The 24,739-nt window shown below is 72.9% G+C and carries 20 protein-coding genes; 5 read left to right on the top strand and 15 right to left on the bottom strand.

Going from position 1 to position 24,739, the window contains the following annotated elements:
- Positions 1 to 2: 2 nt before the first annotated feature.
- Entirely contained in the window at positions 3 to 1,340 is a 1,338-nt protein-coding gene (gene hemL, locus O7622_RS05905; protein ID WP_282312215.1) for a glutamate-1-semialdehyde 2,1-aminomutase, read from the bottom strand.
- 157 nt (positions 1,341 to 1,497) lie between these two features.
- Here hemL and O7622_RS05900 point away from each other — a divergent pair, with 157 nt between their 5' ends.
- Positions 1,498 to 1,830 (top strand): STAS domain-containing protein, encoded by a 333-nt coding sequence (locus tag O7622_RS05900; protein WP_282312214.1) that lies wholly within the window; start codon positions 1,498 to 1,500, stop codon positions 1,828 to 1,830.
- Positions 1,831 to 1,955: 125 nt separating this feature from the next.
- Here the strand turns inward: O7622_RS05900 and O7622_RS05895 are convergent, their stop codons facing one another.
- Both O7622_RS05895 and O7622_RS05890 read right to left on the bottom strand, forming a co-directional pair.
- On the bottom strand, positions 1,956 to 3,548 hold the full coding sequence (locus tag O7622_RS05895) for an ABC transporter permease (RefSeq protein ID WP_282312213.1): 1,593 nt from the start codon (positions 3,546 to 3,548) through the stop codon (positions 1,956 to 1,958).
- The gene (locus O7622_RS05890) at positions 3,545 to 4,486 is read right to left on the bottom strand and encodes an ABC transporter ATP-binding protein (protein ID WP_282312212.1); all 942 of its coding nucleotides are present in this window, start codon (positions 4,484 to 4,486) and stop codon (positions 3,545 to 3,547) included. The genes O7622_RS05895 and O7622_RS05890 overlap by 4 nt, the downstream gene beginning before the upstream one ends.
- A gap of 53 nt (positions 4,487 to 4,539) precedes the next feature.
- Here O7622_RS05890 and O7622_RS05885 point away from each other — a divergent pair, with 53 nt between their 5' ends.
- Positions 4,540 to 5,064 carry a MarR family transcriptional regulator gene (locus O7622_RS05885; RefSeq protein WP_282312211.1) on the top strand — a complete coding sequence of 175 codons (525 nt, stop codon included), beginning with the start codon at positions 4,540 to 4,542 and terminating at the stop codon, positions 5,062 to 5,064.
- Positions 5,065 to 5,068: 4 nt separating this feature from the next.
- Here O7622_RS05885 and O7622_RS05880 read toward each other — a convergent pair whose 3' ends face one another.
- Together O7622_RS05880 and O7622_RS05875 are read right to left on the bottom strand one after the other, a co-directional pair.
- Entirely contained in the window at positions 5,069 to 5,626 is a 558-nt protein-coding gene (locus O7622_RS05880) for a response regulator (RefSeq protein ID WP_073826503.1), read from the bottom strand.
- Complete coding sequence (locus O7622_RS05875) at positions 5,623 to 9,987, bottom strand: HAMP domain-containing protein (RefSeq protein WP_282312210.1); 4,365 nt, start codon at positions 9,985 to 9,987, stop codon at positions 5,623 to 5,625. The genes O7622_RS05880 and O7622_RS05875 overlap by 4 nt, the downstream gene beginning before the upstream one ends.
- A gap of 170 nt (positions 9,988 to 10,157) precedes the next feature.
- Here O7622_RS05875 and O7622_RS05870 point away from each other — a divergent pair, with 170 nt between their 5' ends.
- Complete coding sequence (locus O7622_RS05870; protein ID WP_282312209.1) at positions 10,158 to 12,218, top strand: SpoIIE family protein phosphatase; 2,061 nt, start codon at positions 10,158 to 10,160, stop codon at positions 12,216 to 12,218.
- 163 nt (positions 12,219 to 12,381) lie between these two features.
- On the opposite strand, the gene O7622_RS05865 is transcribed toward O7622_RS05870, so the two are convergent.
- Positions 12,382 to 13,950 carry an FAD-binding oxidoreductase gene (locus tag O7622_RS05865; protein WP_282312208.1) on the bottom strand — a complete coding sequence of 523 codons (1,569 nt, stop codon included), beginning with the start codon at positions 13,948 to 13,950 and terminating at the stop codon, positions 12,382 to 12,384.
- Between the two features lie 100 nt (positions 13,951 to 14,050).
- Between O7622_RS05865 and O7622_RS05860 the strand changes: the two genes are divergently transcribed.
- Positions 14,051 to 16,144, top strand: a complete 2,094-nt coding sequence (locus tag O7622_RS05860) for a S9 family peptidase (RefSeq protein ID WP_282312207.1) — start codon at positions 14,051 to 14,053, stop codon at positions 16,142 to 16,144.
- Between the two features lie 15 nt (positions 16,145 to 16,159).
- Positions 16,160 to 16,300, top strand: a complete 141-nt coding sequence (locus O7622_RS05855) for a hypothetical protein (protein WP_282312206.1) — start codon at positions 16,160 to 16,162, stop codon at positions 16,298 to 16,300.
- 4 nt (positions 16,301 to 16,304) lie between these two features.
- Here O7622_RS05855 and O7622_RS05850 read toward each other — a convergent pair whose 3' ends face one another.
- The 9 genes from O7622_RS05850 to O7622_RS05810 form a co-directional block, all read right to left on the bottom strand.
- On the bottom strand, positions 16,305 to 17,816 hold the full coding sequence (locus O7622_RS05850) for an FtsX-like permease family protein (RefSeq protein WP_282312205.1): 1,512 nt from the start codon (positions 17,814 to 17,816) through the stop codon (positions 16,305 to 16,307).
- A complete protein-coding gene (locus O7622_RS05845; RefSeq protein WP_282312204.1) occupies positions 17,813 to 18,514 on the bottom strand; it encodes an ABC transporter ATP-binding protein in 702 nt (233 codons plus the stop codon). The genes O7622_RS05850 and O7622_RS05845 overlap by 4 nt, the downstream gene beginning before the upstream one ends.
- Positions 18,511 to 19,047: a PadR family transcriptional regulator gene (locus tag O7622_RS05840; RefSeq protein ID WP_282312203.1), complete on the bottom strand. Its 537-nt coding sequence runs from the start codon at positions 19,045 to 19,047 to the stop codon at positions 18,511 to 18,513. Before O7622_RS05840 ends, O7622_RS05845 begins: the two co-directional genes overlap by 4 nt.
- A gap of 89 nt (positions 19,048 to 19,136) precedes the next feature.
- The gene (locus O7622_RS05835) at positions 19,137 to 20,675 is read right to left on the bottom strand and encodes a SpoIIE family protein phosphatase (RefSeq protein WP_282312202.1); all 1,539 of its coding nucleotides are present in this window, start codon (positions 20,673 to 20,675) and stop codon (positions 19,137 to 19,139) included.
- Between the two features lie 2 nt (positions 20,676 to 20,677).
- Complete coding sequence (locus O7622_RS05830) at positions 20,678 to 22,024, bottom strand: sensor histidine kinase (RefSeq protein WP_282312201.1); 1,347 nt, start codon at positions 22,022 to 22,024, stop codon at positions 20,678 to 20,680.
- Complete coding sequence (locus O7622_RS05825; RefSeq protein ID WP_282314052.1) at positions 22,021 to 23,034, bottom strand: SpoIIE family protein phosphatase; 1,014 nt, start codon at positions 23,032 to 23,034, stop codon at positions 22,021 to 22,023. Before O7622_RS05825 ends, O7622_RS05830 begins: the two co-directional genes overlap by 4 nt.
- Positions 23,031 to 23,450, bottom strand: a complete 420-nt coding sequence (locus O7622_RS05820; protein WP_282312200.1) for an ATP-binding protein — start codon at positions 23,448 to 23,450, stop codon at positions 23,031 to 23,033. Before O7622_RS05820 ends, O7622_RS05825 begins: the two co-directional genes overlap by 4 nt.
- The gene (locus O7622_RS05815; protein WP_135242833.1) at positions 23,447 to 23,857 is read right to left on the bottom strand and encodes an STAS domain-containing protein; all 411 of its coding nucleotides are present in this window, start codon (positions 23,855 to 23,857) and stop codon (positions 23,447 to 23,449) included. Before O7622_RS05815 ends, O7622_RS05820 begins: the two co-directional genes overlap by 4 nt.
- Entirely contained in the window at positions 23,857 to 24,717 is an 861-nt protein-coding gene (locus tag O7622_RS05810) for an STAS domain-containing protein (RefSeq protein WP_282312199.1), read from the bottom strand. Before O7622_RS05810 ends, O7622_RS05815 begins: the two co-directional genes overlap by 1 nt.
- Positions 24,718 to 24,739: the final 22 nt, after the last annotated feature.

The following is a 24,739-nucleotide window of genomic DNA, read 5'->3' as shown; positions in this document are numbered from 1 at the left end:
GGTTACCCCCCGTGTCCCGCCGCTGCCGCCGCCCGCGCCGCCACCGGCAGGGCGGCGGCGATCTGCTCCCACGCGGCGTCGTCGATCGCGGTCGAGACGAACCACGACTCGAACGCGCTCGGTGGCAGGTAGACGCCACCGGCGAGCATCGCGTGGAAGAACGCCTTGAACGCCGGCACCATCTGGGTGCGGGCGCTGTCGTAGTCGTGCACGTCCGCGTCGGTGAAGAAGACCGAGAACATGTTGCCCGCGGTGGAGAGGCGGTGCGGCACGCCCGCCGCGGACAGCGCCTCGGTGGTCAGCTTGCCCAGCGCGGCGGCGGTCTCGTCGAGCCGCCGGTAGAGCGCGTCGTCGGCCAGCCGCAGCGTGGCCAGCCCGGCCGCGCAGGCCAGCGGGTTACCGGACAGCGTGCCGGCCTGGTAGACCGGGCCGGCCGGGGCGAGCTTCGCCATGATCTCCGCGCGCCCGCCGAACGCCGCGGCGGGCAGTCCGCCACCCATGACCTTCCCGTACGTCCACAGGTCCGCGTCCGACGGGTCGAGGCCGTGCCACCCGGCGCGGGACACCCGGAACCCGGTCATCACCTCGTCGACGATGAGCAGCGCGCCGTTGGCGTGCGCGATCCGGGCCAGCTCGGAGTTGAAACCGTCGCGGGGCGCGATCACGCCCATGTTGCCGGCGGCGGCCTCGGTGATGATCGCGGCGATGTGCTGCCCCTCGGCGGCGAACGCCTCCTCGACCGCGCGCAGGTCGTTGTACGGCAGCACGATGGTGTCGCCCGCTGCCGCGCCGGTCACGCCGGGCGAGTCGGGCAGGCCGAACGTGGCCACGCCGGAGCCGGCGGAGGCGAGCAGCGCGTCCGAGTGGCCGTGGTAGCAGCCGGAGAACTTGATGATTCTGGCGCGGCCGGTGAAGCCGCGGGCCAGCCGGATGGCCGACATGGTCGCCTCGGTGCCGGAGTTGACCAGGCGCACCTGCTCCACCGGCGTACGCGCGATGATCTCCTCGGCCAGGTCGACCTCACCCGGCGTCGGCGTGCCGAAGCTGGTGCCGAGCGTCGCCGCCTCACGCAGCGCCTCCACCACTGCCGGGTGCGCGTGGCCGAGGATGAGCGGACCCCAGGAGCAGACCAGGTCGACGTAGCGCCGACCGTCGGCGTCGAAGAGCCACGGACCCTCCCCCCGGACCATGAAGCGCGGGGTGCCGCCGACGGCACGGAACGCGCGCACGGGAGAGTTGACCCCGCCGGGCACGACGGCCTTGGCGCGGTCGAACAGGGCCTCGGAGGCCGGGGCGTCGGCCGGGTAGCGGCCGGATCCGGCGGAAAAGGTCTCGGTCACGATGGGGCCATTGTGTCAGCGCCGGAGCGCTGCCTGGCAGGCACCCCGCAACCGGGGTTACCAGGCTCACCCGCCGCTCACCGGCCTGAGCGACGCGGCGGACCGACGGCGATCCACTCGACAGGCCCGTTGGTCGAGATCGCGATAGGCTGACCGGGTGGATCGTGCCGAACTGTCCATCACCGTACACCGGACGGGTGACGAAGCCGTGCTTCGCCTGGCCGGTGAGATCGACATGCTCACGGCCGCCCAGCTCTCGACTGTGGTGAACGAGGTGCTGGCGGATCCGCCCCCGCGCATCGTGCTCGACCTCGCCGGGGTCACGTTCTGCGACTCGCAGGGCCTCGGCACGCTCGTGGTGCTCAGCCGCAAGGCCAGTCACACCCAGTGCCTGCTGATCCTCACCAACGTCGGCGACTTCCTGATCCGCGTCCTGGACATCACCGGGCTCCGCAGCGCCCTGATGATCCGCAACGAAGCCACCCCGTAACCCTCGCTCGCCCTCACCCTCCCCCGCGATCCTGCACTTGCGGCCCTCCGTGCGGGTGGTTCACCCCTTTCGCCGGGGTCGCAAGTGCAAGATCAATATGGGCTGGAGGACAGGGCTGGGGCGGGCTAGAGGACGGGGAGGTCGCGGTGGCGGAACGTGAGTAGGCCCGCTGTGGCCAGGGTCACCGCCAGGGCGGTCAGCACGTAGAGCGGGGCGGGGGTCCAGGTGTCGCGCAGCACCTGCGGGGTGTGCGTGAACGGGGACACGTCCAGCAGCCACTGATCCAGCTCCAGCACGGCGCCGAGCTGCCCGAGCAGCACGCAGACCGCCAGCACCACCCACGCTGCGGACGCGAGGCGGGGCAGCAGGCCGTAGAGCAGCACGGCGAGCCCGGCCAGCACCCACGCGGCGGGCACCTGGGCCAGGCCCGCGGCGAGCATCCGGGCCAGTTGCCGGGGCACGTCACCGGTGCTCAGCCCGTACGTCAGGCCGGTCGCCAGGCCGGTCACCGCGAGCACCACCACCGGGCCGAGCAGCGCGAACGCCACGTGCGAGAGCAGCCAGGTCGAGCGCCGCGTACCGGTGGCGAGCACCGGCTCGGCGTGCCCGGCGGCCTCCTCGGCGCGCATCCGCAGCGCGGCCTGGATGCCGTACCCGGCTGCTGCGAGCCCGGCCAGGCTCAGCGTGACCCCCAGGTACGCGTCGGCCATCCCGGACGCCCCGCCGAGCCGGGCCACGATCTCCTCCATCCGCGGGCTCCCCTCGACGGACCGGCCGGCCGCCTCGGCCGCGCCACCGAGGATCAGCCCGAGCAGGCCGAACCCGACCGACCACCAGAGGATCTGCCCCCGGTTCAGCCGCCAGGCCAGGCCGAACGGACCGGACAGCGCGCCGCCCGCGCCGGCCGGGCCGAGCCGGGGCGGCAGCACGCCCGCGCCCAGGTCGCGGCGGACCGAGATCGGGTACGCGAGCGCGGCGAGCAGCACAGTGGCGGCCAGCGGCAGCAGCAGCACCCACCACCGCTCCCCCTCGTACGGCCGGACGCGGGCGGCCCAGCCCAGCGGGGACAGCCAGCTCGGCCAGTCGTTGCCGGCGGTGTCCCCGGCCAGGCGCAGCCCGAACGCGGCGCCGAGACCGGCGAGGCCGATGCCCCGCGCCCCGCCCGCGGTCTCGGTGAGCTGGGCGGCCAGCCCGCCGAGCGTGGCGAAGACCACGCCGGTCAGCACGGTGACCAGCCCGTACGCGAGTGAGCCGCCGACCGGCAGCCCGGTCGAGACGAGCCCGGCGGCGGTGAGCAGCCCGAGCACCAGGTCGGCGCCGTACGTGACGAGCAGCGCCGCGGTCAGCCCGGCGTGCCGCCCGAGCACGCTGCCGCCGAGCAGTTCCCGCCGGCCGGCCTCCTCCTCGGTGCGGGTGTGCCGGATGACGGTGAGCAGGCTCGCCAGCGCGACGATGAGTAGCAGGAAGCCGCTGCGCTGGGCGGTGAGCGCGCCGATGCTGTCGCCGTACGCCGGGCCGAGCAGCGCGACGATCGACGGGTTGCGGGCGGTGCCCTCCAGGTACGCGGCCCGCTCGGCGGCGGTGGGGAACAGTTCGAAGAAGCTGACCGCGTACGTGGTCGGCAGCACCGCGAGGACCAGCACCCACAGTGGCAGCAGGAGGCGGTCCCGGCGCAGGGTCAGCCGGACCAGGTGACGCGTGCCGGTGAGCGTGCTCATGACCGGTCCGCCGTCTCGGAGGGCGCCGCGCCGGAGGCGGGCACCGCCTCGGACGGCGTCGTCTCGTAGTGCCGCAGGAACAGTTCCTCCAGCGTGGGCGGCGTGCTGACCAGGCTGCGTACCCCCAGCTCGGTGAGCCGGCGCAGCGCGGCGTCGAGCGACGCGGTGTCGACGTCGAAGCGGACCCGCTGCCCGTCCACCCGCAGATCGTGTACGCCCGGCAGGTCGGCCAGGCCGTCCAGCGGCGCGGTGACCTCGGCGTCGATGGCGGTGCGGTGGAGGTGGCGCAGGTCACCGAGCGTGCCGGACTCCACGGCCCGGCCGGCCCGGATGATCGTCACCCGGTCGCAGAGCGCCTCCACCTCGGCCAGGATGTGGCTGGACAGCAGCACTGTGCGGCCGTCGAGCCGGGCCCGGCGGACCCAGTGCTGGAAGACCTCCTCCATCAACGGGTCGAGCCCGGAGGTCGGCTCGTCGAGGATGAGCAGTTCGACGTCGGAGGCGAGCGCGGCGACCAGGCCGACCTTCTGCCGGTTGCCCTTGGAGTAGGTGCGGCCCTTCTTGCGCGGGTCCAGCTCGAACGACTCCAGCAGCTCGGCGCGGCGTTTCGGGTCGAGCCCGCCGCGCAGCCGGCCGAGCAGGTCGATCACCTCGCCGCCGCTGAGGCCGGGCCAGAGCGTGACGTCGCCCGGCACGTACGCGAGGCGGCGGTGCAGCGCCACCGCGTCCCGCCAGGGGTCGCCACCCAGCAGCCGGACGGCCCCCGCGTCCGCCCGCAGCAGGCCGAGCAGCACCCGGATGGTGGTCGACTTGCCGGAGCCGTTCGGGCCCAGGAAGCCGTGCACCTCCCCGGTGCGGACGGTCAGGTCGAGCCCGTCGAGAGCCCGGGTGCGGCCGAAGGTCTTCACCAGGCCGGACACATCGATTGCCGTTTCCATACTTCAGAAGCTACGCTCGTTTCACAAACTTGTGAAGACTGTAGGGTCACGGGGTGAGCGTCGAGGAGCCGACCATGAACGTGCCGCCCCAGCACGACGAGGAAGAGGTCCACCTCTTCGTCGAGCGGATGGCGATGGCCTTCGCCGACGTGGGCTTCCCCCGGATGGCCGCCCGGGTCCTGTTCACCGTGATGAGCGCGGACGACCCGCTCACCGCCGGCGAGATCGCCGAGCGGCTCGGCGTCAGCGCGGCGGCCGTGAGCGGCGCGGTGCGCTACCTGACCCAGTTCGCCATGCTGGTCCGCGAGCCGGTCAAGGGATCCCGGAGCGACCGCTACCGGATGCCCGACAACCCGTGGTACGAGGCGACCATCACCAGGACCACGATCTACAAGAACTTCATCGACATCGCCGGCGGCGGGGTCGACGCGCTGCACGGGCGGAGCACACCGGCCGGGGAACGGGTCGCCGAGATGCGGGACTTCTTCCTCTTCGTACAGGAGGAGGTGGAGTCGCTCGGCGGCCGGTGGCGGGCCCGGCGCGCCGCGACCGGGCACGGTGGCCCGGCCGGCGGCTGAGCCGTCAGCGCGTGTTGCCCCAGCGGGCCTGTTCCAGCAGGTCCACCGCGCGGTCCCGGGCCGACGGGTCGTCGTCGGCGCGCAACAGCGCGGTCGCCTCGTCGACCGCGTCGGTCAGGTGCCGCCACTGCAGGTCCCGCTCCCGCACCAGGTCCGACTGGGCGGCGAGCTGACGGGTCTTCACCCACAGGTCGACGAAGACCGTCACCTTGGCGCGCAGCACCCACGGGTCGAACGGCTTGGTCAGGTAGTCGACCGCGCCGGCCGCGTAGCCGCGCAGCGCGAGCTGGGCGTCCTTGTCCGCGGCGGTCAGGAAGATGATCGGTACGTGCCGGGTGCGCTCGCGCCGCTTGATGTGGGTGGCGGTCTCGAAGCCGTCCATGTCCGGCATCTGGGCGTCCAGCAGGATCACCGCGAAGTCGTCCACCAGAAGCTGCTTGAGCGCCGCCTCGCCGCTCTCCACCGCGACCGACTGCACCGGGAGACCCTGGAGGATCGCCTCCAGCGCCATCAGGTTCTCCCGCCGGTCGTCCACCAGCAGGGCCTTGGCCGTCTGCGTCACGCGTTCTCCTCGCCTCGGCTCCGGCCGATCCAGGACGCCATCAGTTCGATCAGCTCGTCCAGGTCCACCGGCTTGGTGATGTAGTCGCTGCCGCCGGCGCCGAGCGCCGACTCCCGGTCGCCGGGCATCGCCTTCGCGGTCAGGAAGACGATCGGCAGGTCCGCGAACCTGTGGTTGCGGCGGATCTGCGCTGTCGTCTCGTACCCGTCCTGGTCCGGCATCATGGCGTCCATCAGCACGATGTCCACCTCCGGGTGCTCGGCGAGCTGGCGGACGCCGTCCGCCCCGTTGTCCGAGTACAACACGGTCATCCCGTGCAGTTCCAACGCGGACGTCAGCGCGAACACGTTCCGCACGTCGTCGTCGATGATCAGCACCGTCACGCCGTCCAGGCGCCGGGTGGCCGGCGTCTCCTGCGGCTGCGGCAGCTCCATCGGCATGAGCAGCGACGACGGCAGGCCCGCGCGGCTCGGCGACGGCGGCGACGGCGCCACCACCGCGTCCGGCGCCAGCACATCGGGTACGAAGAGGGTGAACGTCGAACCCTGACCGGGCGCGGACGAGACGGTGATCGTGCCGCCGAGCAGGCGGGCCAGGTCACGGCTGATGGACAGGCCCAGCCCGGTGCCGCCGTAGCGGCGGCTGGTGGTGCCGTCCGCCTGCTGGAACGCCTCGAAGATCAGCGACAGCTTGTCGTCGGAGATCCCGATGCCGGTGTCTATCACGGTGAACGCGATCACCCGCTGCGCGTTGGTCAGCGCCGGCACGTCGAAGACGGCGTTCTCGGCCGCCGGGCCGATCCGCAGCGTCACCGCGCCGTTGTCGGTGAACTTCACCGCGTTGGACAGCAGGTTGCGCAGGATCTGCTGCAACCGCTGGGCGTCGGTGACCAGCGCGGGCGGCAGGTCGCGGCCCACCCGCACCTGGAAGTCCAGGCCCTTCTCCTCGGCCTGCGGCGCGAACGCCTGCTCGACGTAGCCACGGATCTCGGCGAACTGGATCTCGGTGGGCTCCACGTCCATCCGGCCCGCCTCGATCTTGGACAGGTCGAGGATGTCGTCGATCAGCGACAGCAGGTCCGACCCGGCGCCGTGGATGGTCCGGGCGAACTCGATCTGCTTCGCGCTGAGGTTGCGCTCCGGGTTCTCGGCCAGGAGCCGGGCCAGCAGGAGCAGCGAGTTCAGCGGCGTACGCAGCTCGTGGCTCATGTTCGCCAGGAACTCCGACTTGTACGCCGACGCCCGGGTGAGCTGCTGCGCCTTCTCCTCCAGGCCGAGCCGGGCCAGCTCGATCTCCCGGTTCTGCGTCTCGATGTTCGCCTTCTGCTCGGACAGCAGCTTCGCCTTGTCCTCCAGTTCGGCGTTGGTGCGCTGCAACTCGGCCGACTGGTCCTGCATCTCGTGTGCCAGCCGCTGCGACTGCGCCAGCAGCTCCTCCGTACGCCGGTTGGCCTGGATGGTGTTGACAGCGACGCCGATGGTGAGCACCAGCCGCTCCAGGAACGCCAGGTGCAGCTCGGAGAACGTGGCCACGCCGGCGAACTCGATCACGCCGAGCAGCTCGCCCTCGAACTGGACCGGCAGCACCACCAGGTCGGCCGGGGGCGTGTCGGCCAACCCGGACCGCACGACGAGGCGTCCGTCCGGCTGCGCCTTGACCCGGATCGTCCGGCGCGACAGGGCGGCCTGCCCGACCAGCCCCTCACCCGGGCCGAACGTGACGTCGTGGCCGCGTGCAACGTATCCGTAGGAGGCGGTGAGCCGCAGCCGCATGCTTCCCTCGGAGCTGTCCGCCAGGAAGAACGCGCCGAGTTGCGCGTCCACCAGCGGGGTCACCTCCTGCATGATCATCCGGCAGACCTCGCCCAGGTCGCGCTGGCCCTGGAGCAGACCACCGATCCGGGCCAGGTTCGAGTCCAGCCAGCCCTGCTCGGCGTTCTTCTTCGTCGTCTCCCGGAGGGTGACGATCATCTGGTTGATGTTGTCCTTCAGCTCGGCGACCTCGCCCTGCGCCTTCACGTTGATCCGCTGGGTCAGGTCGCCGCGGGTCACCGACGTGGAGACCTGCGCGATCGCGCGCAACTGCGTGGTCAGTGTGGAGGCGAGCTGGTTGACGTTCTCGGTGAGGTCGCGCCACGTACCGGAGACGCCCTTGACCTGGGCCTGGCCGCCCAGCTTGCCCTCGGTACCCACCTCGCGGGCCACCCGGGTCACCTCGTCGGCGAACGAGGAGAGCTGGTCCACCATCGTGTTGACCGTGTTCTTCAGCTCCAGGATCTCGCCCTGCGCGTCCACTGTGATCTTCTGACCCAGGTCGCCGTTCGCGACGGCGGTGGTGACCGAGGCGATGTTCCGCACCTGGCTGGTCAGGTTCGACGCCATCGAGTTCACGTTGTCGGTCAGGTCCCGCCACGTACCGGACACGCCCTTGACCTGGGCCTGACCACCCAGCTTGCCCTCGGTACCCACCTCCCGGGCCACCCGCGTGACCTCGTCGGCGAACGACGAGAGCTGGTCCACCATCGTGTTGACAGTCGACTTCAGCTCCAGGATCTCGCCCTGGGCGTCCACTGTGATCTTCTGCGACAGGTCACCCTTGGCGACAGCTGTCGACACCTGGGCGATGTTGCGCACCTGCGCGGTCAGGTTCGACGCCATCGAGTTCACGTTGTCGGTCAGGTCCCGCCAGGTGCCGGCCACGCCGCGTACCTGGGCCTGGCCGCCGAGCTTGCCCTCGGTGCCCACCTCGCGCGCCACCCGCGTCACCTCGTCGGCGAACGACGAGAGCTGGTCCACCATCGTGTTGACGGTCGACTTCAGCTCCAGGATCTCGCCCCGGGCGTCCACTGTGATCTTCTGCGACAGGTCACCCTTCGCGACGGCGGTGGTGACCGAGGCGATGTTCCGCACCTGGCTGGTCAGGTTCGACGCCATCGAGTTCACGTTGTCGGTCAGGTCCCGCCACGTACCGGACACGCCCTTGACCTGGGCCTGGCCGCCCAGCTTGCCCTCGGTACCCACCTCGCGCGCCACCCGCGTGACCTCGTCGGCGAACGAGGAGAGCTGGTCCACCATCGTGTTGACGGTGTTCTTCAGCTCCAGGATCTCGCCCTGCGCGTCCACTGTGATCTTCTGACCCAGGTCGCCCTTGGCGACCGCTGTGGAGACCTGGGAGATGTTGCGGACCTGGCTGGTCAGGTTGCCGGCGAGCTGGTTGACGTTCTCGGTGAGGTCACGCCAGGTGCCGGAGACGCCGCGCACCTGCGCCTGGCCGCCCAGCTTGCCCTCGATGCCCACCTCGCGGGCCACCCGCGTCACCTCGTCGGCGAACGAGGAGAGCTGGTCCACCATCGTGTTCACGGTGTCCTTCAGCTCCAGGATCTCGCCCTGGGCGGCCACCGTGATCTTCTGCGACAGGTCACCCTTCGCCACCGCCGTGGACACCTGGGCGATGTTGCGGACCTGGCTGGTCAGGTTCGACGCCATCGAGTTGACGTTGTCGGTCAGGTCCTTCCACGTGCCGGCCACACCCGGCACCTCGGCCTGGCCGCCCAGCTTGCCCTCGGTGCCCACCTCGCGGGCCACCCGGGTCACCTGCTCGGCGAACAGCCGCAGCGTGTCGGTGAGCGAGTTCATCGTGTCGGCCAGCTCGGCCACCTCGCCGCGCGCCCCGACCGTGATCTTCTGCGACAGGTCGCCCTTCGCCACAGCCGTCGCCACCTGGGAGATCGACCGCACCTGCCCGGTGAGGTTCGACGCCATGGTGTTCACCGAGTCGGTGAGGTCCTTCCACGTGCCCGCCACCCCGCGCACGTCGGCCTGGCCGCCCAGCTTGCCCTCGGTGCCCACCTCGCGCGCCACCCGCGTCACCTCGTCGGCGAACGACGACAGCTGGTCCACCATCGTGTTCACGGTCCGGCCGATGCGCAGGTACTCACCGCGCAGCGGACGACCGTCGATCTCCAGCGCCATGTGCTGGGACAGGTCGCCGTCGGCCACCGCCACGATGACCCGGGCGATCTCGGTCGTCGGGCGGCCCAGGTCGTCGATGAGCGAGTTGACCGTCCGCTGCCCCTCCGCCCAGGAGCCGTCCAGGCCCTCGTCGTCCAGGCGCTCGGTGAGCCGGCCGTCGCGGCCGACGATCCGGCTGATCCGCCGCAGGTCCAGGTGCTGCCGCTCCTGCAACGACACCACGTCGTTGAAGGCGTCGGCGACCTCACCGGGCAGCCCCGCCCGCCGGGGAAGGCGCACCCGGAGATCGCCGCGTCCCACCCTGCGCAACGCCTCGACCAGTTCGCCGAGGAGCACCTCGTGGTCGGACGCGGACGGGTCAGCGGTCACCGACTGATTCACCGTGGCCATCGTTCCTCGCTCCGCTCGGGCTCGTGCCGTCACACGGGCCATCCCATCATTGTGCCGCGCGATCCGTCGAGGTCACCGCGTGTGATCGCGCGTCACGTGCGGTATCAACCCGGGTGGTGGGTTCGCCGGGACGCTTGGCACCCGGGGTGGGCGCGGTGGAGGATGTGAAGGTGTCAGCGGAGGCGGGGCCTGCTAGCGGCGGCGCGGACGAGCGCGTCCGCCGGGTCCGCCTCCCCGCCGACCGCCGCACCCCGGCGGCGGCCCGCGCGCTGGTCCGCACCATGCTGCTCGAAGCGCGGCTGCCCGAGCTGCTGAACGAGGCGCTGCTGCTCACCACCGAGCTGACCACCAACGCCGTCGAGCATGCGCGTACCGAACTGGACATCGAGGTCGACACCGACCGCAACGGCCTCACCGTGACAGTCACCGACTTCGCCTCCGGCCCGGTCGACGAGCTGATCGTGGGCGTGCGCAACACCACGTCCGACATCACCGAGGTCGCCACCCGGGGGCGCGGGCTGCTGCTCGTCGACCACTTCTCCAGCCGGTGGGGCACCACGTACCTGCCGACCGGCAAGGGCGTCTGGTTCCGCCTGGACCGGCCCGGCCCCGGCGGGTCCGCCCGGCCGTCGGCCGGTCCGCTGCGCGTCGCCGAACCGGACCGAAACGGCGACGGTACGCCGAGCGCCGCGGCCATGAGCGAGTTGATGCAGCTCACCCCCGACTCGTACGCCGACGAGCCGCTGCCCGAGTTCGCCACCGGACTGCTGACCCGGGTCGCCGAGATGGTGGGCGCCGCCGGTGGCACGGTCCGGCTGGACCGGGGCGACGGACTCGGCACCCAGGTCTTCGCCCGGTACGGCCGGCCGGCGCGCGAGGGCAACGAACTGCTGCGCGTACCGCTGGCCGTGCACCGCCCGTACGCCGGTGAGCTGGAGCTGGACGCGGCGCCCTCGGCGTACGCCCGGCCGCTCGCCGTGCTGGCCGCCGAACGGCTGTCACTGCACCTGGAGAACGACCGGCTGCGCCGCGCCGACGTACGCCGGTCCACCTGGCTGACGTTCCTGGCCGAGGCCAGTGAACTGCTCGCCCAGTCGCTCGACGTCGAGCTGACCATGGCGCTCGTCCCGCAGCTCGTGGTGCCCCGGCTCGGCCAGTGGTGCGCCGTGCACACCACCGACGAGTGGGGCCGGCTGCGCCTCGCCGCGTCGAGCCACGCCGACGAGACGATGCTGCCGCAGCTGCACCGGATCCTCCAGGAAACCGGCCAGGACTCGATCCAGTCCCGGCTGCGCGAGGCGTCCCGCAACGCCGCCCAGGTGCCGCTCGGCGGCCCGATGGAGGGCTTCGCCGTACCGCTCATCGCCCGCGGCCAGCGGCTCGGCACCCTCGCCGTGGGCCGGCACCAGCGGCACCGGCACGACCCGGACGAGGTCTCGGTGCTGGAGGACGTGGCCCGCCGCGCCGCCCTCGCCATCGAGAACGCCCGCATCCACGCCGAGCGCCGCCGGGTCGCCCAGACGCTCCAGCAGTCGCTGCTGCCGCCGGTGCTCCCGGTGGTCGAGGGCATCGGCTTCGCCGCCGAGTACGTCCCGACCGGCGACGACGCGGAGGTCGGCGGCGACTTCTACGACGTGCTCCCGCTGCCGGACGGCCGCTGGCTCGTGGTGGTCGGCGACGTGTCGGGCAAGGGCGTGCAGGCCGCCGCCGTGACCGGCCTGGTCCGCGATGTGATCCGGGTGCTCGTCGGCGACGGCAAACCGCTGCCCGAGGTGCTCGGCCGGCTCAACGAGACGCTGGTCGAGCGCGGCGGCGGACGCTACTGCACGCTGGCGTTGGCGGCTGTCGCACCCGGCGACGGCGACCAGCTCGACGTCTCGCTGCACCTGGCCGGCCACGACCGCCCGGTGCTGCTGCACGGCGGTGGCGGCGCGACGTTCGTCGGCGCCGGCGGTACGGCGCTGGGCCTGCTCGACACGATCACCACGCCGACCGCCGAGCTGACGCTCAAGCCCGGCGACGCGCTGATCTTCTACACCGACGGGGTCACCGAGCGGCGGCGCGGACGCGAGCTGTTCGGCACCGACCGGTTGCGCGAGTCGGCGGCGCCGCTGGCCGGGTACTCGGCCGACGTGGTGGCCGCCCGGCTGCGCGCCGCCACCATCGCCTTCTCGGTGGAGCCCCCACGCGACGACATAGCCATCCTGGTCCTCCGAAACGACACCCCCTAGCCCGCTCGCCCGCCCTGCCCGGTCGGCGTCAGCGCGAGCCCCGACGATCATGAACTTGGCCGCTCATTTCGCCCGCTTCCTCCCCGCCAACTTCATGGTCGACGAGCGCTCCCTCCTTGGTCCGGCACAGGCGGACCGGGCGAGGGCGGGCGGGGCGGGTGGGTCATAGGCCGCCGGGGAGGCGGCCGGGGGCCAGGCGGTGGTGCGGATCCAGGTGGGCCTTGGCGCTGCGCAGTCTCGGCAACGTGGGCAGTTCGCCCCAGAGGTCCACGGCACGGCGTACCGCCGCGGGCGCGGCCACCACCACGCACCGGCCCCGCCGGGCGATCAGCACGCTGCGGACCGCGGTGAGGATCGAGGCGACCCGCTCGGGCGGCAGCGCGCCGGACAGGGCGGCGTGGACGGTGCCCGCGCCGGCCGAGCCGCGTACCGGCACCGGGCCGCCGGTGGCGTCGCGCAGCGCGTAGACGGCCGCGTGCAGGTCGTTGATCGGCACCTCGATGCGCAGCGCCGTGTCGCCGGGCGCGAACGGGTAACGCCCCCACCATTCCGGTGCGTGGTGACTGACGACCGCCTCGGCGCCGAGGACGGCGGTGAGCCGCTCGGCCCGCTCGGTCACGTCGGCCGGGCCGCCCTCCAGCAGCACCACGAGGCTGCCCGCCGCGGGTCGTCCGGTCACGGCGGGATGGTCGGGGCGGTTGACCACCGACGGGTGCGTCGGCGGAATGCGACGCCGGGGCAGCGGCACCGGCACCGGCAGGTCCAGTTCGACGGCGGCCGGATCGACGCCCGCGGCCAGTACGGCCCGGACCAGGTCGTGCACCTCCAGCGGTGTCCAGACCGGACGGGAAACCCAGAGCCGGCCGGCCGGCACGGCGTGCACCCGCATGGTGGCCGAGACCAGCACGCCGAGCCCGCCCTGCGAGCCGCAGAGCAGCCGGGCCACGTCCAGCCCGGTCACCTCGCCCCGGCCGAGGATCGCGTCCCCGCCGCCGCGCCCGCCGCCCGGATCTCCGGCGGACGCGCCACCGGCACCCCAGCCCGCGCCACCCGCCGGGCCGCCAGCACCCCACCCGCCGCCACCCGCGCCGTCCCCGGCAGCACCACCATCGCCCGCCGGGCCGCGACCGCCAGGTCGGCCACCACCACTGCCCGGCGCGGCCCGGCCCAGCGCCTCCGTACCGGACTCGCCGACGCTCACCAACTCGCCGTCGGCATCGAGGTAGCGCACCCCGACGAGTTGGGCGCACGGGCTGCCGTGGCGGTGACGCAGCGGACCGGACTCGTCGGCGGCGAGCACCCCGCCGAGTGTCGCGCCCGGCGAGGGCGCGTCGACCGGCAGCCGCCGGTTGGTGCGCGCCAGCGTGGCCTGGACGGCGCGCAGCGGCGTACCGGCGCCGATCTCGGCCACCGCCGCGTCGCGCGGCTCGTGCCAGACCCCGGCGAGGCGGCCGGTGTCCAGCATGATGTCCACCTGCGCCGGCGCGGCACCCCAGTCGATCTTCGTGCCGGCGCCGCGCGGCACCACTGTCAGGTCGTGCGCCGCGGCCAGCCGCAACACCTCCGCCGCGGCGTGCGGGCCGCCCGGCACGGCCACCCATCGGGCGGTACGGCCGGCCACCTCGTCGGCCGGGCCGGCGAAGCGGGCGAACGGGGTGCCGCAGATCGCGGCCAGCTTCCGGGTGATGTCGAGGGCTTCGAGCCGGTCGGTGGAACGTGCCGCATCCGCCATGGCGGTTATCGTACACATGTTCGAAAGACCTGGCGGCGAGTCGCCGGATTCGATCGGCGGGCGAGCCCGGCGGCGGCCCGCCGACCGGTAACGTGGCGCCGTGACCGAAACCCCACCGCCCGTCGCCAAGCGCGTCCCGACCGAGCGCCTTCATCACGGTGACCCAGTCCTCGACGAGTACGCCTGGCTCGCCGCCAAGGACGACCCGGACACGATCGCGTACCTGGACGCCGAGAACGCGTACACCGAGGCGCGCACCGCCCACCTGGCCGGGCTGCGCGCGGAGCTGTTCGAGGAGACGCGCCGGCGCACCCAGGAGACCGACCTGTCGGTGCCGACCCGCAAGGACGGCTACTGGTACTACACCCGCACGGTCGAGGGGCAGCAGTACGGCGTGCACTGCCGGCGCGCGGTCCGGCCGGGCGAGACGGCGCCCCCGGTCAGCGCGGACGGGGCCCCGCTCGACGGCGAGGAGGTGCTGCTCGACGGCAACCAGCTCGCCGAGGGGCACGACTTCTTCTCGCTCGGCGCGTTCGACGTCAGCCCGGACGGGCGCTGGCTGGCCTACTCCACCGACTTCTCCGGCGACGAACGCTTCACGCTGCGGATCAGGGATCTGACCACCGGCGAGTCGCTGCCGGACGAGGTGCCGGACACGTTCTACGGCACGGCCTGGTCCAGCGACGCGTCCACGCTGTTCTACGTGACTGTGGACGAGGCGTGGCGGCCGAACCGGGTCTGGCGGCACGCCGTCGGCACGGCGTCCACCGAGGACGTGGTGGTCTACCAGGAGGACGACGAGCGGTTCTGGGTCGGCGTCGAGCTGACCCGCTCCGAGCGTTTCGTGGTCATCGACATCCACAGCAAGATCACCAGCGAGGTATGGGTGATCCCGGCGTCCAACCCGACCGGCGAGCCCGCCGTCGTGGCCCCGCGGCGTCAGGGCATCGAGTACGCGGTGGAGCACCACGGCCACCGCTTCCTGATCCTGCACAACGACGGCGCGGAGGACTTCGCGCTGGCGTACACCTCGGCGGACGCGCCGGGCGAGTGGGAGCCGCTGATCCCGCACACACCCGGCACCCGGCTGGAGGCGGTCGACGCGTTCGAGAACCACCTCGTGGTGTCGCTGCGCGCCAACGGCCTGACCGGCCTGCGGGTGCTGCCGGTGGGCACCGACGACGGCTGGGACATCGACTTCCCCGAGCCGATCTACAGCGTCGGGCTGGACGCGAACCCCGAGTACCGCACGAACGAGGTCCGGCTGCGCTACACCTCGCTCGTCACCCCCGACTCGGTCTACGACTACGACCTGGTCACCCGCGAGCTGACGCTGCGCCGGCAGAAGCCGGTCCGCCCCGGGCCGGACGGGCGGGCGTACGACCCGGCCGACTACGAGCAGCACCGGGACTGGGCGCTCGCCGACGACGGCACCCGCGTACCGATCTCGCTCGTCTGCCGCCGCGACACGCCGCGCGACGGCTCGGCGCCCGCCGTCATCTACGGCTACGGGTCGTACGAGGCGAGCATGGACCCGTGGTTCTCGATCGCCCGGCTGAGCCTGCTCGACCGCGGCGTGATCTTCGCGGTGGCGCACATCCGGGGCGGCGGTGAGCTGGGCCGGCGCTGGTACGACGAGGGCAAGCTGCTGGCCAAGAAGAACACGTTCACCGACTTCGTGGCCTGCGCCCGGCACCTGGTGAAGGCGGGCTGGACGGCGAGCGACCGGCTGGTCGCCCGGGGCGCCTCGGCCGGCGGCCTGCTGATGGGCGCGGTGGCGAACCTCGCCCCGGACGCGTTCACCGGCATCGTCGCGCAGGTGCCGTTCGTGGACGCGCTCACCTCGATCCTCGACCCGTCGCTGCCGTTGACTGTCACCGAGTGGGAGGAGTGGGGCAACCCGCTCGACGACCCCGAGGTCTACGCGTACATGAAGTCGTACACGCCGTACGAGAACGTGAGCGCCGCCGACTACCCGGCCGTCCTGGCGGTGACCAGCCTCAACGACACGCGCGTGCTCTACCACGAGCCGGCCAAGTGGATCGCCCGGCTGCGGTCGCTCGCGCCGGCCGGCGACTACCTGCTCAAGACCGAGATGGGCGCGGGCCACGGCGGCCCGAGCGGCCGGTACGACTCCTGGCGCGAGGAGGCGTTCGTCAACGCCTGGATCCTCGACCGCGTCGGCCGGGCCTGACCCGTTCCGGATCAGATGAGCGACGAGGAGCAGCCGGCCCGGCGCGCACCGGCCTGGCTGCTCCTCGTGGTGGTCGCCGCCGCGCTGGTCGTCTGCTGCTGTTCGACGGTGATCGGCCTGGCCGTCGCCGGCTCCGCCGGGTTGCTCGGCGACTGACCGGTCACGTGCTGCGCAGTTCCTCCACCGAGGTCGCGGCGCGCAGGAACAGCAGGCCGGCCACGACCGTGCACAGCACCGCCGCCAACCCACCCGCCGCGAGCCAGGCCAGCTGATCCCACGGTACGTCCGGCGGGACCGTCGTCTTCGGCACCCATTCGTCACGGGTGTACCGCGCGGCGGTGGCCGGATCGCCGCACAGCTCCGTACCGGCGTCGCAGATCGTCCGCGCGAAGCCACCGTCGCTCGGTGCCGGCATGACGCCCCGGACCAGCAGGTAGCCGACCGTCAACGCGAGCCCGATCGCGGGTACTGCGGGGGCGAGCGCGGCCCAGAGCAGCGACCGGCCGATGGTGGCCCGTGGCACGCCGGTCGCCACCTGCGCCGCGTACGCCCGCCGGCGGCTGGTGATCCCCTCGACCACAGCCACGAGCAGCCCACCGCCGGCGATCGCCATCGCCACCACGACCGCGAGGTCGACCAGGTCCATCGCGCCGAGGAAGAAGCCCGGGTCGGCCATTCCCGAACCGGTGCGGCGGGTCACCTCGGCCTGGGCCCGGAAGTCGGCGCGCATCGCCGCCGCACCGGCGCCGAAGATCAGCGCGGCCAGCAACGCGGCGAAGGTTCGGCTGCCGGCCCACGGGTCGGCGGCCAGCCGGCGGGCGGCGAGCAGGGCGGCCGGGCCGCGTCCGTGCCGGTGCAGCAGCCGGCCGGTCTGGTATGAGATCCAGCCGGTCCCGGACACGACGCCGATCATCGCGGTCAGCCCGCCGACGACGAGCAACGTCGGCACCTGCCAGTCGGGTTCCACGGTGCCACGGCGCTCGTACCAGAGCAGGAGTGGGCGGATCGCGGCGAACATCGCCAGCGCGGCGAGGATGAGCACACCCGGCCACGGCCAGGGCGCCCGGGTGCGGACCTTGCGCACGACGCCGAACGGGGTGGTGGCGACCCGCCGCAGCAGCAACGCGCTCACCAGCGCGGCGGCCAGCGGCAGGCCGAGCACGACGGCTGCCACCGCCACCGGGCCCGGGTGCACGTCGGTGGGCAGCGGCAGCCGCCCGTCCGCGTCGGGCCGGTGCAGCAGCCGGCGCCCGGCCAGGAAGACGGCCAGGCCGACGAGGGTGCCGATCAGACTCGCCACGCCGGTCTCGGCGACCGCGACCCGGGTGACCTGCCCCGGGGTGGCACCGGCCAGCCGGAACGCGGCCAGCCGCCGGTCCCGGCCCGGCGCGCCGAGGCGGGCGCACTGCCCGGCCAGCCCCAACACCGGCACGCAGAGCAGCAGCAACGCGATCGCGACGCCGGGGCGCAGGCCGGGTTCCCGCAGCAGGGCGTTGGTGTACTGGTCGGAGTTGAGCCCTTCGTCGCCGGACGGCTTCACCACCGACAGCACGGTCAGCGCCGCCAGCCCGGCCAGCGTCGCGAGCGCGGCGCTCACCGCCGTGAGCACGACCCGTGCGATGTCGGTGCGGGTGCCCGCCAGCACGAGACGCAGCAGCGTCCCCGGCCTCACCGTGATCCGCCCGGCAGCGCCGGGTCGAGCCCGAGCCCGGTGTGGTCGACCATGCCGTCGCGCAGGCTGACCTCCCGGTCCGCGTACGCGGCGATGCGCGGCTCGTGCGTCACCAGCACGACTGTGGTGCGCTGCTCGCGGGCCAGCCGGACCAGTTGGGTGAGCACCTGCTCGCCGGCCAGTGTGTCGAGCGCGCCGGTCGGCTCGTCGGCGAAGATCACCCGTGGTTCGGTGACGAGCGCCCGGGACAGCGCGCAGCGTTGCTGCTGCCCGCCGGACATCTCACCGGGCCGGGCGTCGGCGACGTCGGCCACGCCGAGCCGGTCCAGCCAGGAGAGCGCCGCGGTCCGCGCCGCTCGCCGCCCCGTGCCGGCGAGCAACAGCGGGAGCGCGACGTTCTCCGCGGCGGTCAGCTCGGTGACGAGCTGGCCGAACTGGAACAGCACCCCGAATTCGGTACGGCGCAGCCGCGAGCGGGCCGCCTCCGACCACGTGTCGATCCGTTCCCCGCGCCAGGTGACCTGACCGGCGTCGGGGCGCAGGATGCCGGCGAGACAGTGCAGCAGCGTGGACTTGCCGCAGCCGCTCGGGCCGGTGACCGCGACGATCTCGCCTTCGGCCACGTCGAGCGTCACACCGCGCAGCGCGGGGTTGTGACCATAGGCGCGGACCACTCCGCGCGCTTCCAGGAACGTCACGTGCGCACCTCCCGGTGCCAGTCGGCGACCCGGTCGAGGGTGGTGTGCAGCCACCGGAGATCGGCGTCGAGGTGGGCGATGGCGAAGTCGGCGGCGACCACCTCGTCGAGGCGGGCGCCGGGGGCCGTCTTCAGCGCGGTCAGTTCGCGCAGGCGTTGCGTGTGCGCCTGCCGCTGCGCGATCAGGCAGGCGCGGGCCTGGTCGACGTCGGTCACCAGGAGCGCGACCACCACCTTGGCGAAGAGCGTGCCGGCCACGTACGGCATCGGCGGCTCGACGGTGCCGAGCCAGTGGTCCAGCGCCGCCCGCCCGTCCTCGGTGAGCGCGTACGAGGTGCGGTCCGGACCGCCCTCACGGGTCTGCCCGGCCGTGGCCACGAGGCCGTCGCGGCACAGACGGGCCAGTGTCGCGTAGACCTGCCCGAAGGCGAGCGGCCGGGCGCGGGGCAGCCGCTCGTCGTGCGCGCGCTTCAGCTCGTAGCCGTGGCGCGGGCCGGCGGCGAGCAGCCCGAGCAGGACGTGCGACGTGGACACGGGTCTACTATTCGCTGAGTGAATAGCGGTGTCAAGAGCGGCGCTCCGTACCAAGATCGATGGCGCGGATCACGCTGTTCGGCCGAAGATCAGCGGCGACGGACCGCTACCACAGCGACGTCGTCGTGGATCTCCGGCGGCGCCAGCTCGACGAGCAGCCGCCGGCAGAAATCGTCCAGGTCGTCGTCCACCCGGGTGGCTGCCACGCCGAGCGCCGCCATGCCGTCGTCGATCGTGGCGTCCCGCCGTTCGATCAGCCCGTCGGTGTAGAGCACGAGCGTGGCCCCGGCGGGCAGCACGAACTCCAGGTCCGGCGGGCGCGGCGCGCGCACGCCGAGCAGCGGCGCGGACTGCGTCACGAACTCGATCCGCCCGTTCCGGCTCAGCAACGGCGGCAGGTGCCCGGCGCTGGCCATCCGGACCAGCCCGGTCGGCGGGTGGAGCAGCAGTACGCAGATGGTGGCCAGCTCGGTCGGCAGCAGGTTACGCATCAGCTCGTTGACCCGGTCCAGGATCACGCCCGGCTGGTGCCCCTCGACCGCGTACGCCCGCACCGCGTGCCGCAGCTCGGCCATCACCGTGGCGGCGTGCAGCGAGTGCCCGGCCACGTCACCGATCGCCACCAGCAGGTGCCCGTCGAGCATCACCAGCTCGTAGAAGTCGCCGCCCACCTCGGTCTGCGCGCTCGCCGGCTCGTACCGGACGGCCAGGTCCAGGCCGACGACGTCGGGCAGCCGCTGCGGCAGCAGGCTGCGCTGCAACGTCACAGCGATCCGGTGCTCCTCGTCGAAGGACCGCTGCGCCTCGACCGCCGAGGCGACCGCCTGGGCGAGCTGCACCAGCACCGGCGTGCGTACGGTCTGGGTGGCGGTCGGCACCACCACGTAGAGCGGGGCCCGGTCCTCGCGCAGCCGGGAGGCGGCGACGGTCACGGTGTCGCCGTCCGGCCAGCCGGCCAGCGCCCAGTTGGCCGGTTCGTCGAGCCGTACCCGGGTGCCGATCGGCACTCCGGTGTCGTCCACCACCCACGGCACGATGGTGGCCGGTGTGTGCGGATCGACCGCCACCCCGGCCAGGCAGTCCCCGTCGAACGTCTCGGCGACCACCGCCGCCGGGGCATTGAAGATCCGCGCCGCGCCGCTCGCGGCGGCCTCCAGCAGCCGGACGAAGTTCGGCGTCGCGTGCATCTCCACAGTGGCGTCGGCCAGCGCGGCGAGCCGTTCGGCGAGCTGCTCGGCCCGCCGCCGGGCCTGGTAGTAGCGCAGCACCGCGTGGGCGGTGGCGACCAGTTCCTCCGGCTCGATCGGCTCGGCCAGGTAGGCGTCCGCGCCCCGGGTGAGACCCTGCGCCCGGTCGACCACGTCGACCGCGTGCGCGGAGACGTGGATGACCGGGATCGACGGGTGCGCCTCCTTGATCCGCTCACACACCTCGAAGCCGCTCATGTCCGGCAGACGGACGTCGAGCACCACGAGGTCGATGTGTTCCCGGTCCACCCGCTCCAGCGCCGCCGTGCCGTTCTCGGCCTCGACTGTGACGAAGCCGGCCCGGGCCAGCCAGTTGACCAGCAGGTATCGCTTGGGGCCGCTGTCGTCGACCACAAGCACGGTCACCGGCCCGCCGTCCACCGTCACGCTCCGCCCGCGGGGAGGACCACCGTGAACGTGCTGCCCCCGCCCGGTTCGCTGGTCAGCTCCAGCGTCCCGCCGAGCAGCGTGACCAGCCGTCGCGCGTACGGCAGGCCGAGCCCGGTGCCGCCGACCCGGGTCGTGCCGGGCACCTGGTAGAACTCCTCGAAGACCCGTTCGCGCAGCTCCGGCGGGATGCCCACGCCGGTGTCGGTGACCGACAGCGTCCACTGGTCGCCGCGGCGCTCGGCGCGCAGGCGTACCTCGCCGCGTTCGGTGAACTTCAGCCCGTTGTGCAGCAGGTTGCGCAGCACCTGGGCGAGCAGCACCTCGTCCGAACGCACAGTGGCCGGGGCCGGCGGTTCCTCGACCACCAACTCCACCTCGGGGCGGGAGGCGAGCGCCCGCAGCGTGCCGCGCAACTGCCCGAACACGGCGCGCAGATCGACGTCGGACCAGTCCGGCTCGATCCGGCCCGACTCCGCCTTGGCCAGGTCGAGCAGCTCGTTGACCAGCCCCAGCAGGTCGCCCGCAGAGGAGCGGATCAGCCCCACCTGGCGGGCCTGCTCGCCGGTGAGCGGGTCGGAGGCGGAGTCGGCGAGCAGCCGGGCCAGGCCGATGATCGCGGTGACCGGGGCGCGCAGCTCGTGGCTGACGTTCGCCAGGAACCGGCTCTTCGACTCGCTCGCGGCCCGCAGCTGCGCGGACTTCTCGTCCAGTTCGGCGTAGAGCGCCACCACACCGCGGTTGGTCTCCTCCAGTTCCTCGGTGAGCTGGTTGTAGAGCGCCATCACACCGTGGTTGGTCTCCTGGAGTTCGGAGTTCAGCACCGCCAGCTCGTCGCGCTGGCTGCGTACCTCGTCGAGGGCTGCGATGAGCTGCGCGTTCTGGGCGGCCAACTCGTCCAGCGCGGAACCCGGCGCGCGCTCGGCCAGCTCGGCGCGGAGTTCGGCGGTGCGCTCGGCCGTCAGCTCCTCGGTGTGGTCGGGCACTCGTCGGGACATCCTCACGACCGTATCGCCCTCGACGGCCACCACCCGCAACGTGTCCACCAGACGCGCGACGGCGCCGGACTGCGGCTCGTACCGTCCACCGGGGAGCGGGCGCAGCGGTGACAGGTCCACCTGGAGGACCCGGCGGCCGACGGCGTCCCGGTCGAGGGCGAACGTCACGTCCGCGCCGTCGGCCCCGTGCAGCAGTTCCCGGGCCACCTCGCTGAGCGCGGTGGCGATCCGTACCTGGTCCTGATGTTCCAGCCCGACCGCCGCGGCCACCTCCCGGCCACGCTGCCGGACCAGGAAGATGTCCTGCTCCACCCGGAGCGCGAGGCGCAGGAGGGGCTCGGTCATGCCGCCCCCCGGGCCACCAGGACGCAGGCGTCGTCACGGCGGACACCGGCGTCGCGCAGCAGGGTCGCGGCGCCCAGCAGCGGGTTGCGGCCGGCGAGCCCGGGATAGTCGTCCAGATCCCAGCGATCCACCACTCCGTCACTGTGCATGACCAGGGTGGCATCGCGCGAGAAGGGGTAGTCGTACCCGCGGATCGCCGGACGCTGGTGCCCGGCGATGCCCGGCAGCGAGACCAGCCCGCGCCGCCGCTCGCCCGGCGCGACGATCATCGCGGCGATGTTGCCCAGTCCGGCGTAGCGGAGCACTCCGGCGGCCGGATCCGGTTCGGCCACCGCGAGCGCGGCGCCCCGGGTGTGCGAGATGGCGGCGTGCAGGTGCCGCACCACGACGTCCGGCGGCCCGCCCGGCGCCGAGCGGAACGCGGACACGGCGGCACCTGTGGCGGCGGCGGCGAGCGGCCCGTGGCCCAGCCCGTCGGAGACCAGCACCTGCCGCCGGCCGTCGACCTGGCGGACCGCGTACCCGTCGCCGCTCGTCTGCTCGCCGGTGATCGGCCGGGCCAGCCCGCCCGCCCAGTCCGGCTCCGGCGGTGCGGCGTCCCAGACCTGGACGACCAGGACGGTGCCCCGCCCCGGCGACGAGTAGCCGTCGAACCGGCTCGACTGCCGGGTGATCGAGCCGAGGCCGATGCCGAGCGTGCCGGCGGTGGAGTGGCCGTCGACGGAGGAGAGGGTGAGGTCGGCCATGCCGGGGCCGGAGTCGATCGCGACCAGTTCCACGCCGGCCTGCCCGCCCCGGCGTGCCGGACGCATCAGGAGCGTGCCCTCGCGGGCGTGCTTGACCAGGTTACTGGTGATCTCGGCGGTGACGATGGCCAGGTCCGCGACGCGCGACGCGCTCAGTTCGAGCTGCCGGCCGAGACGCTCGGCCGCCCGGCGTACGCTGCCGGCGGTCGCGCCGGTGTCGACCCGGAACCAGATGCCGTGGTCGGGCACCACGTCGGCGATCATCGCGACCACTTGGTGACGGTGATCCGCGTCCCCTCGCCGACAGCCGTCCGGATGTCGAAGTCGTCGACGAGCCGGCGGGCGCCGCTCAGTCCCAGGCCCAGCCCGCCACCGGTGGTGTAGCCGTCGGTGAGCGCCAGATCGAGGTCGGGGATGCCCGGGCCCTCGTCGGCGAAGACGATCCGCACGCCGCGCCGGCGGCCGTCCTCCACGGTGCTCACCTCGGCACTGCCCCCGCCGCCGTAGATCAGCGTGTTGCGGGCCAGCTCGCTGGCGGCGGTGACGAGCTTCGTCTGGTCGACCAGGGAGAGGCGGACCGCGACGGCTGTGGTACGCACCAACTGCCGGACCCGCACCACGTCCTCGTCGCTGCGGATCGCCTGGGTCGCCGGCACACCCAGGTCGACGCCCGTGGTCATGCCGTCGCCGTCGTCTCGGTGTCCTCGTCGTCGGCCGCCTCGTCCCACTCGTCGGCGCGGCTGGCCGCGATCAGCTCCATGCCGCGCTCGACGTTCAGCGCGGTACGGATGCCGTTGAGCGACAACCCCAGCTCGACCAGGGTGATGGCGACGGCCGGGCGCATGCCGACCACCACCGTCTCGGCGTCCAGCACCTTGGAGATGGACGCGATGGTGGACAGCATCCGGCCGACGAAGGAGTCGACGATGTCCAGCGCCGTGATGTCGATGATCACGCCGTGGCAGCCGGTGGCGACGATCCGCTCGGCCAGGTCCTCCTGCAACTGGATCGCCGTCTGGTCGGACATGTCGACCTGGATGGAGACCAGCAGGATGTCGCCGATCTTGAGGATCGGCACGCGTTCCATCAGGACTCCCGCCGCGGGCGGCGAGCGGTGGCCTCGACCCCGGTCAGGCGCAGCACGTGGCGCAGCGCGTCGGCGAGGCTCGCCTTGGTGGCGATGTCACCGAACTCGATGCCGAGGGCCACGATCGTCTGGGCGATCTGCGGGCGGATGCCGGAGATGATGCAGTCGGCGCCCATCAGCCGGGCGGCCACCACGGTCTTGAGGATGTGCTGGGCGACCTGCGTGTCCACAGCAGGTACGCCGGTGATGTCGATGATCGCGTACGGCGAGCCGGTGTCGACGAGCGTCTGGAGCAGCCGCTCCATCACCACCTGGGCGCGGGCCGAGTCCAGCGTCCCGACCAGCGGGACGGCGACCACACCCTCCCAGAGCTTGACCACCGGGGTGGACAGCTCCAGCAGCTGCTCCGCCTGGTCGGCGATCAGGCTCTCCCGGGCGCGGACGAACGTCTCGAACGTGAACAGGCCCATCTGGTCGACGAGCGCGGAGAAGGAGACGAAGTCGCGCAGGGTCTCGTCGCCCTTCTCCTCCTCCATCAGCTCCAGCAGGGCGTCCTTGAGCGCGAACACGCTGATCGCGGTCTCGGTGGCGGAGAACCCCTGGCGGGCCCGGCTGGTGGACAGCTCGGACAGCACCGCCCGCAGCTCGCCGCCGTGCTCGCCGGCCAGGTCGGAGACGCCCTGGCGGCCGGCGTCGACCAGCGCGCGGTGCAGCTCCTGTACCTGCCGCGCCAGCTCGGCCCGGCTCAGACGACCGCGCAGCGAATTGCCGACGATCTCCGTCCAGCGGTTGGTCAACCGGTCCGCGTGCTGACTGAGCAGGTGGGCGAGCCGACCACCCTGTTCGGCGCTCAACGCCATGGTGACCTCCCTGATTTGGACG

Origin of the sequence: Micromonospora sp. WMMD1076, assembly GCF_029581475.1 — a bacterium.
Lineage (GTDB): Bacteria > Actinomycetota > Actinomycetes > Mycobacteriales > Micromonosporaceae > Micromonospora > Micromonospora aurantiaca.
This window is presented reverse-complemented; position numbering and strand designations above follow the sequence as displayed.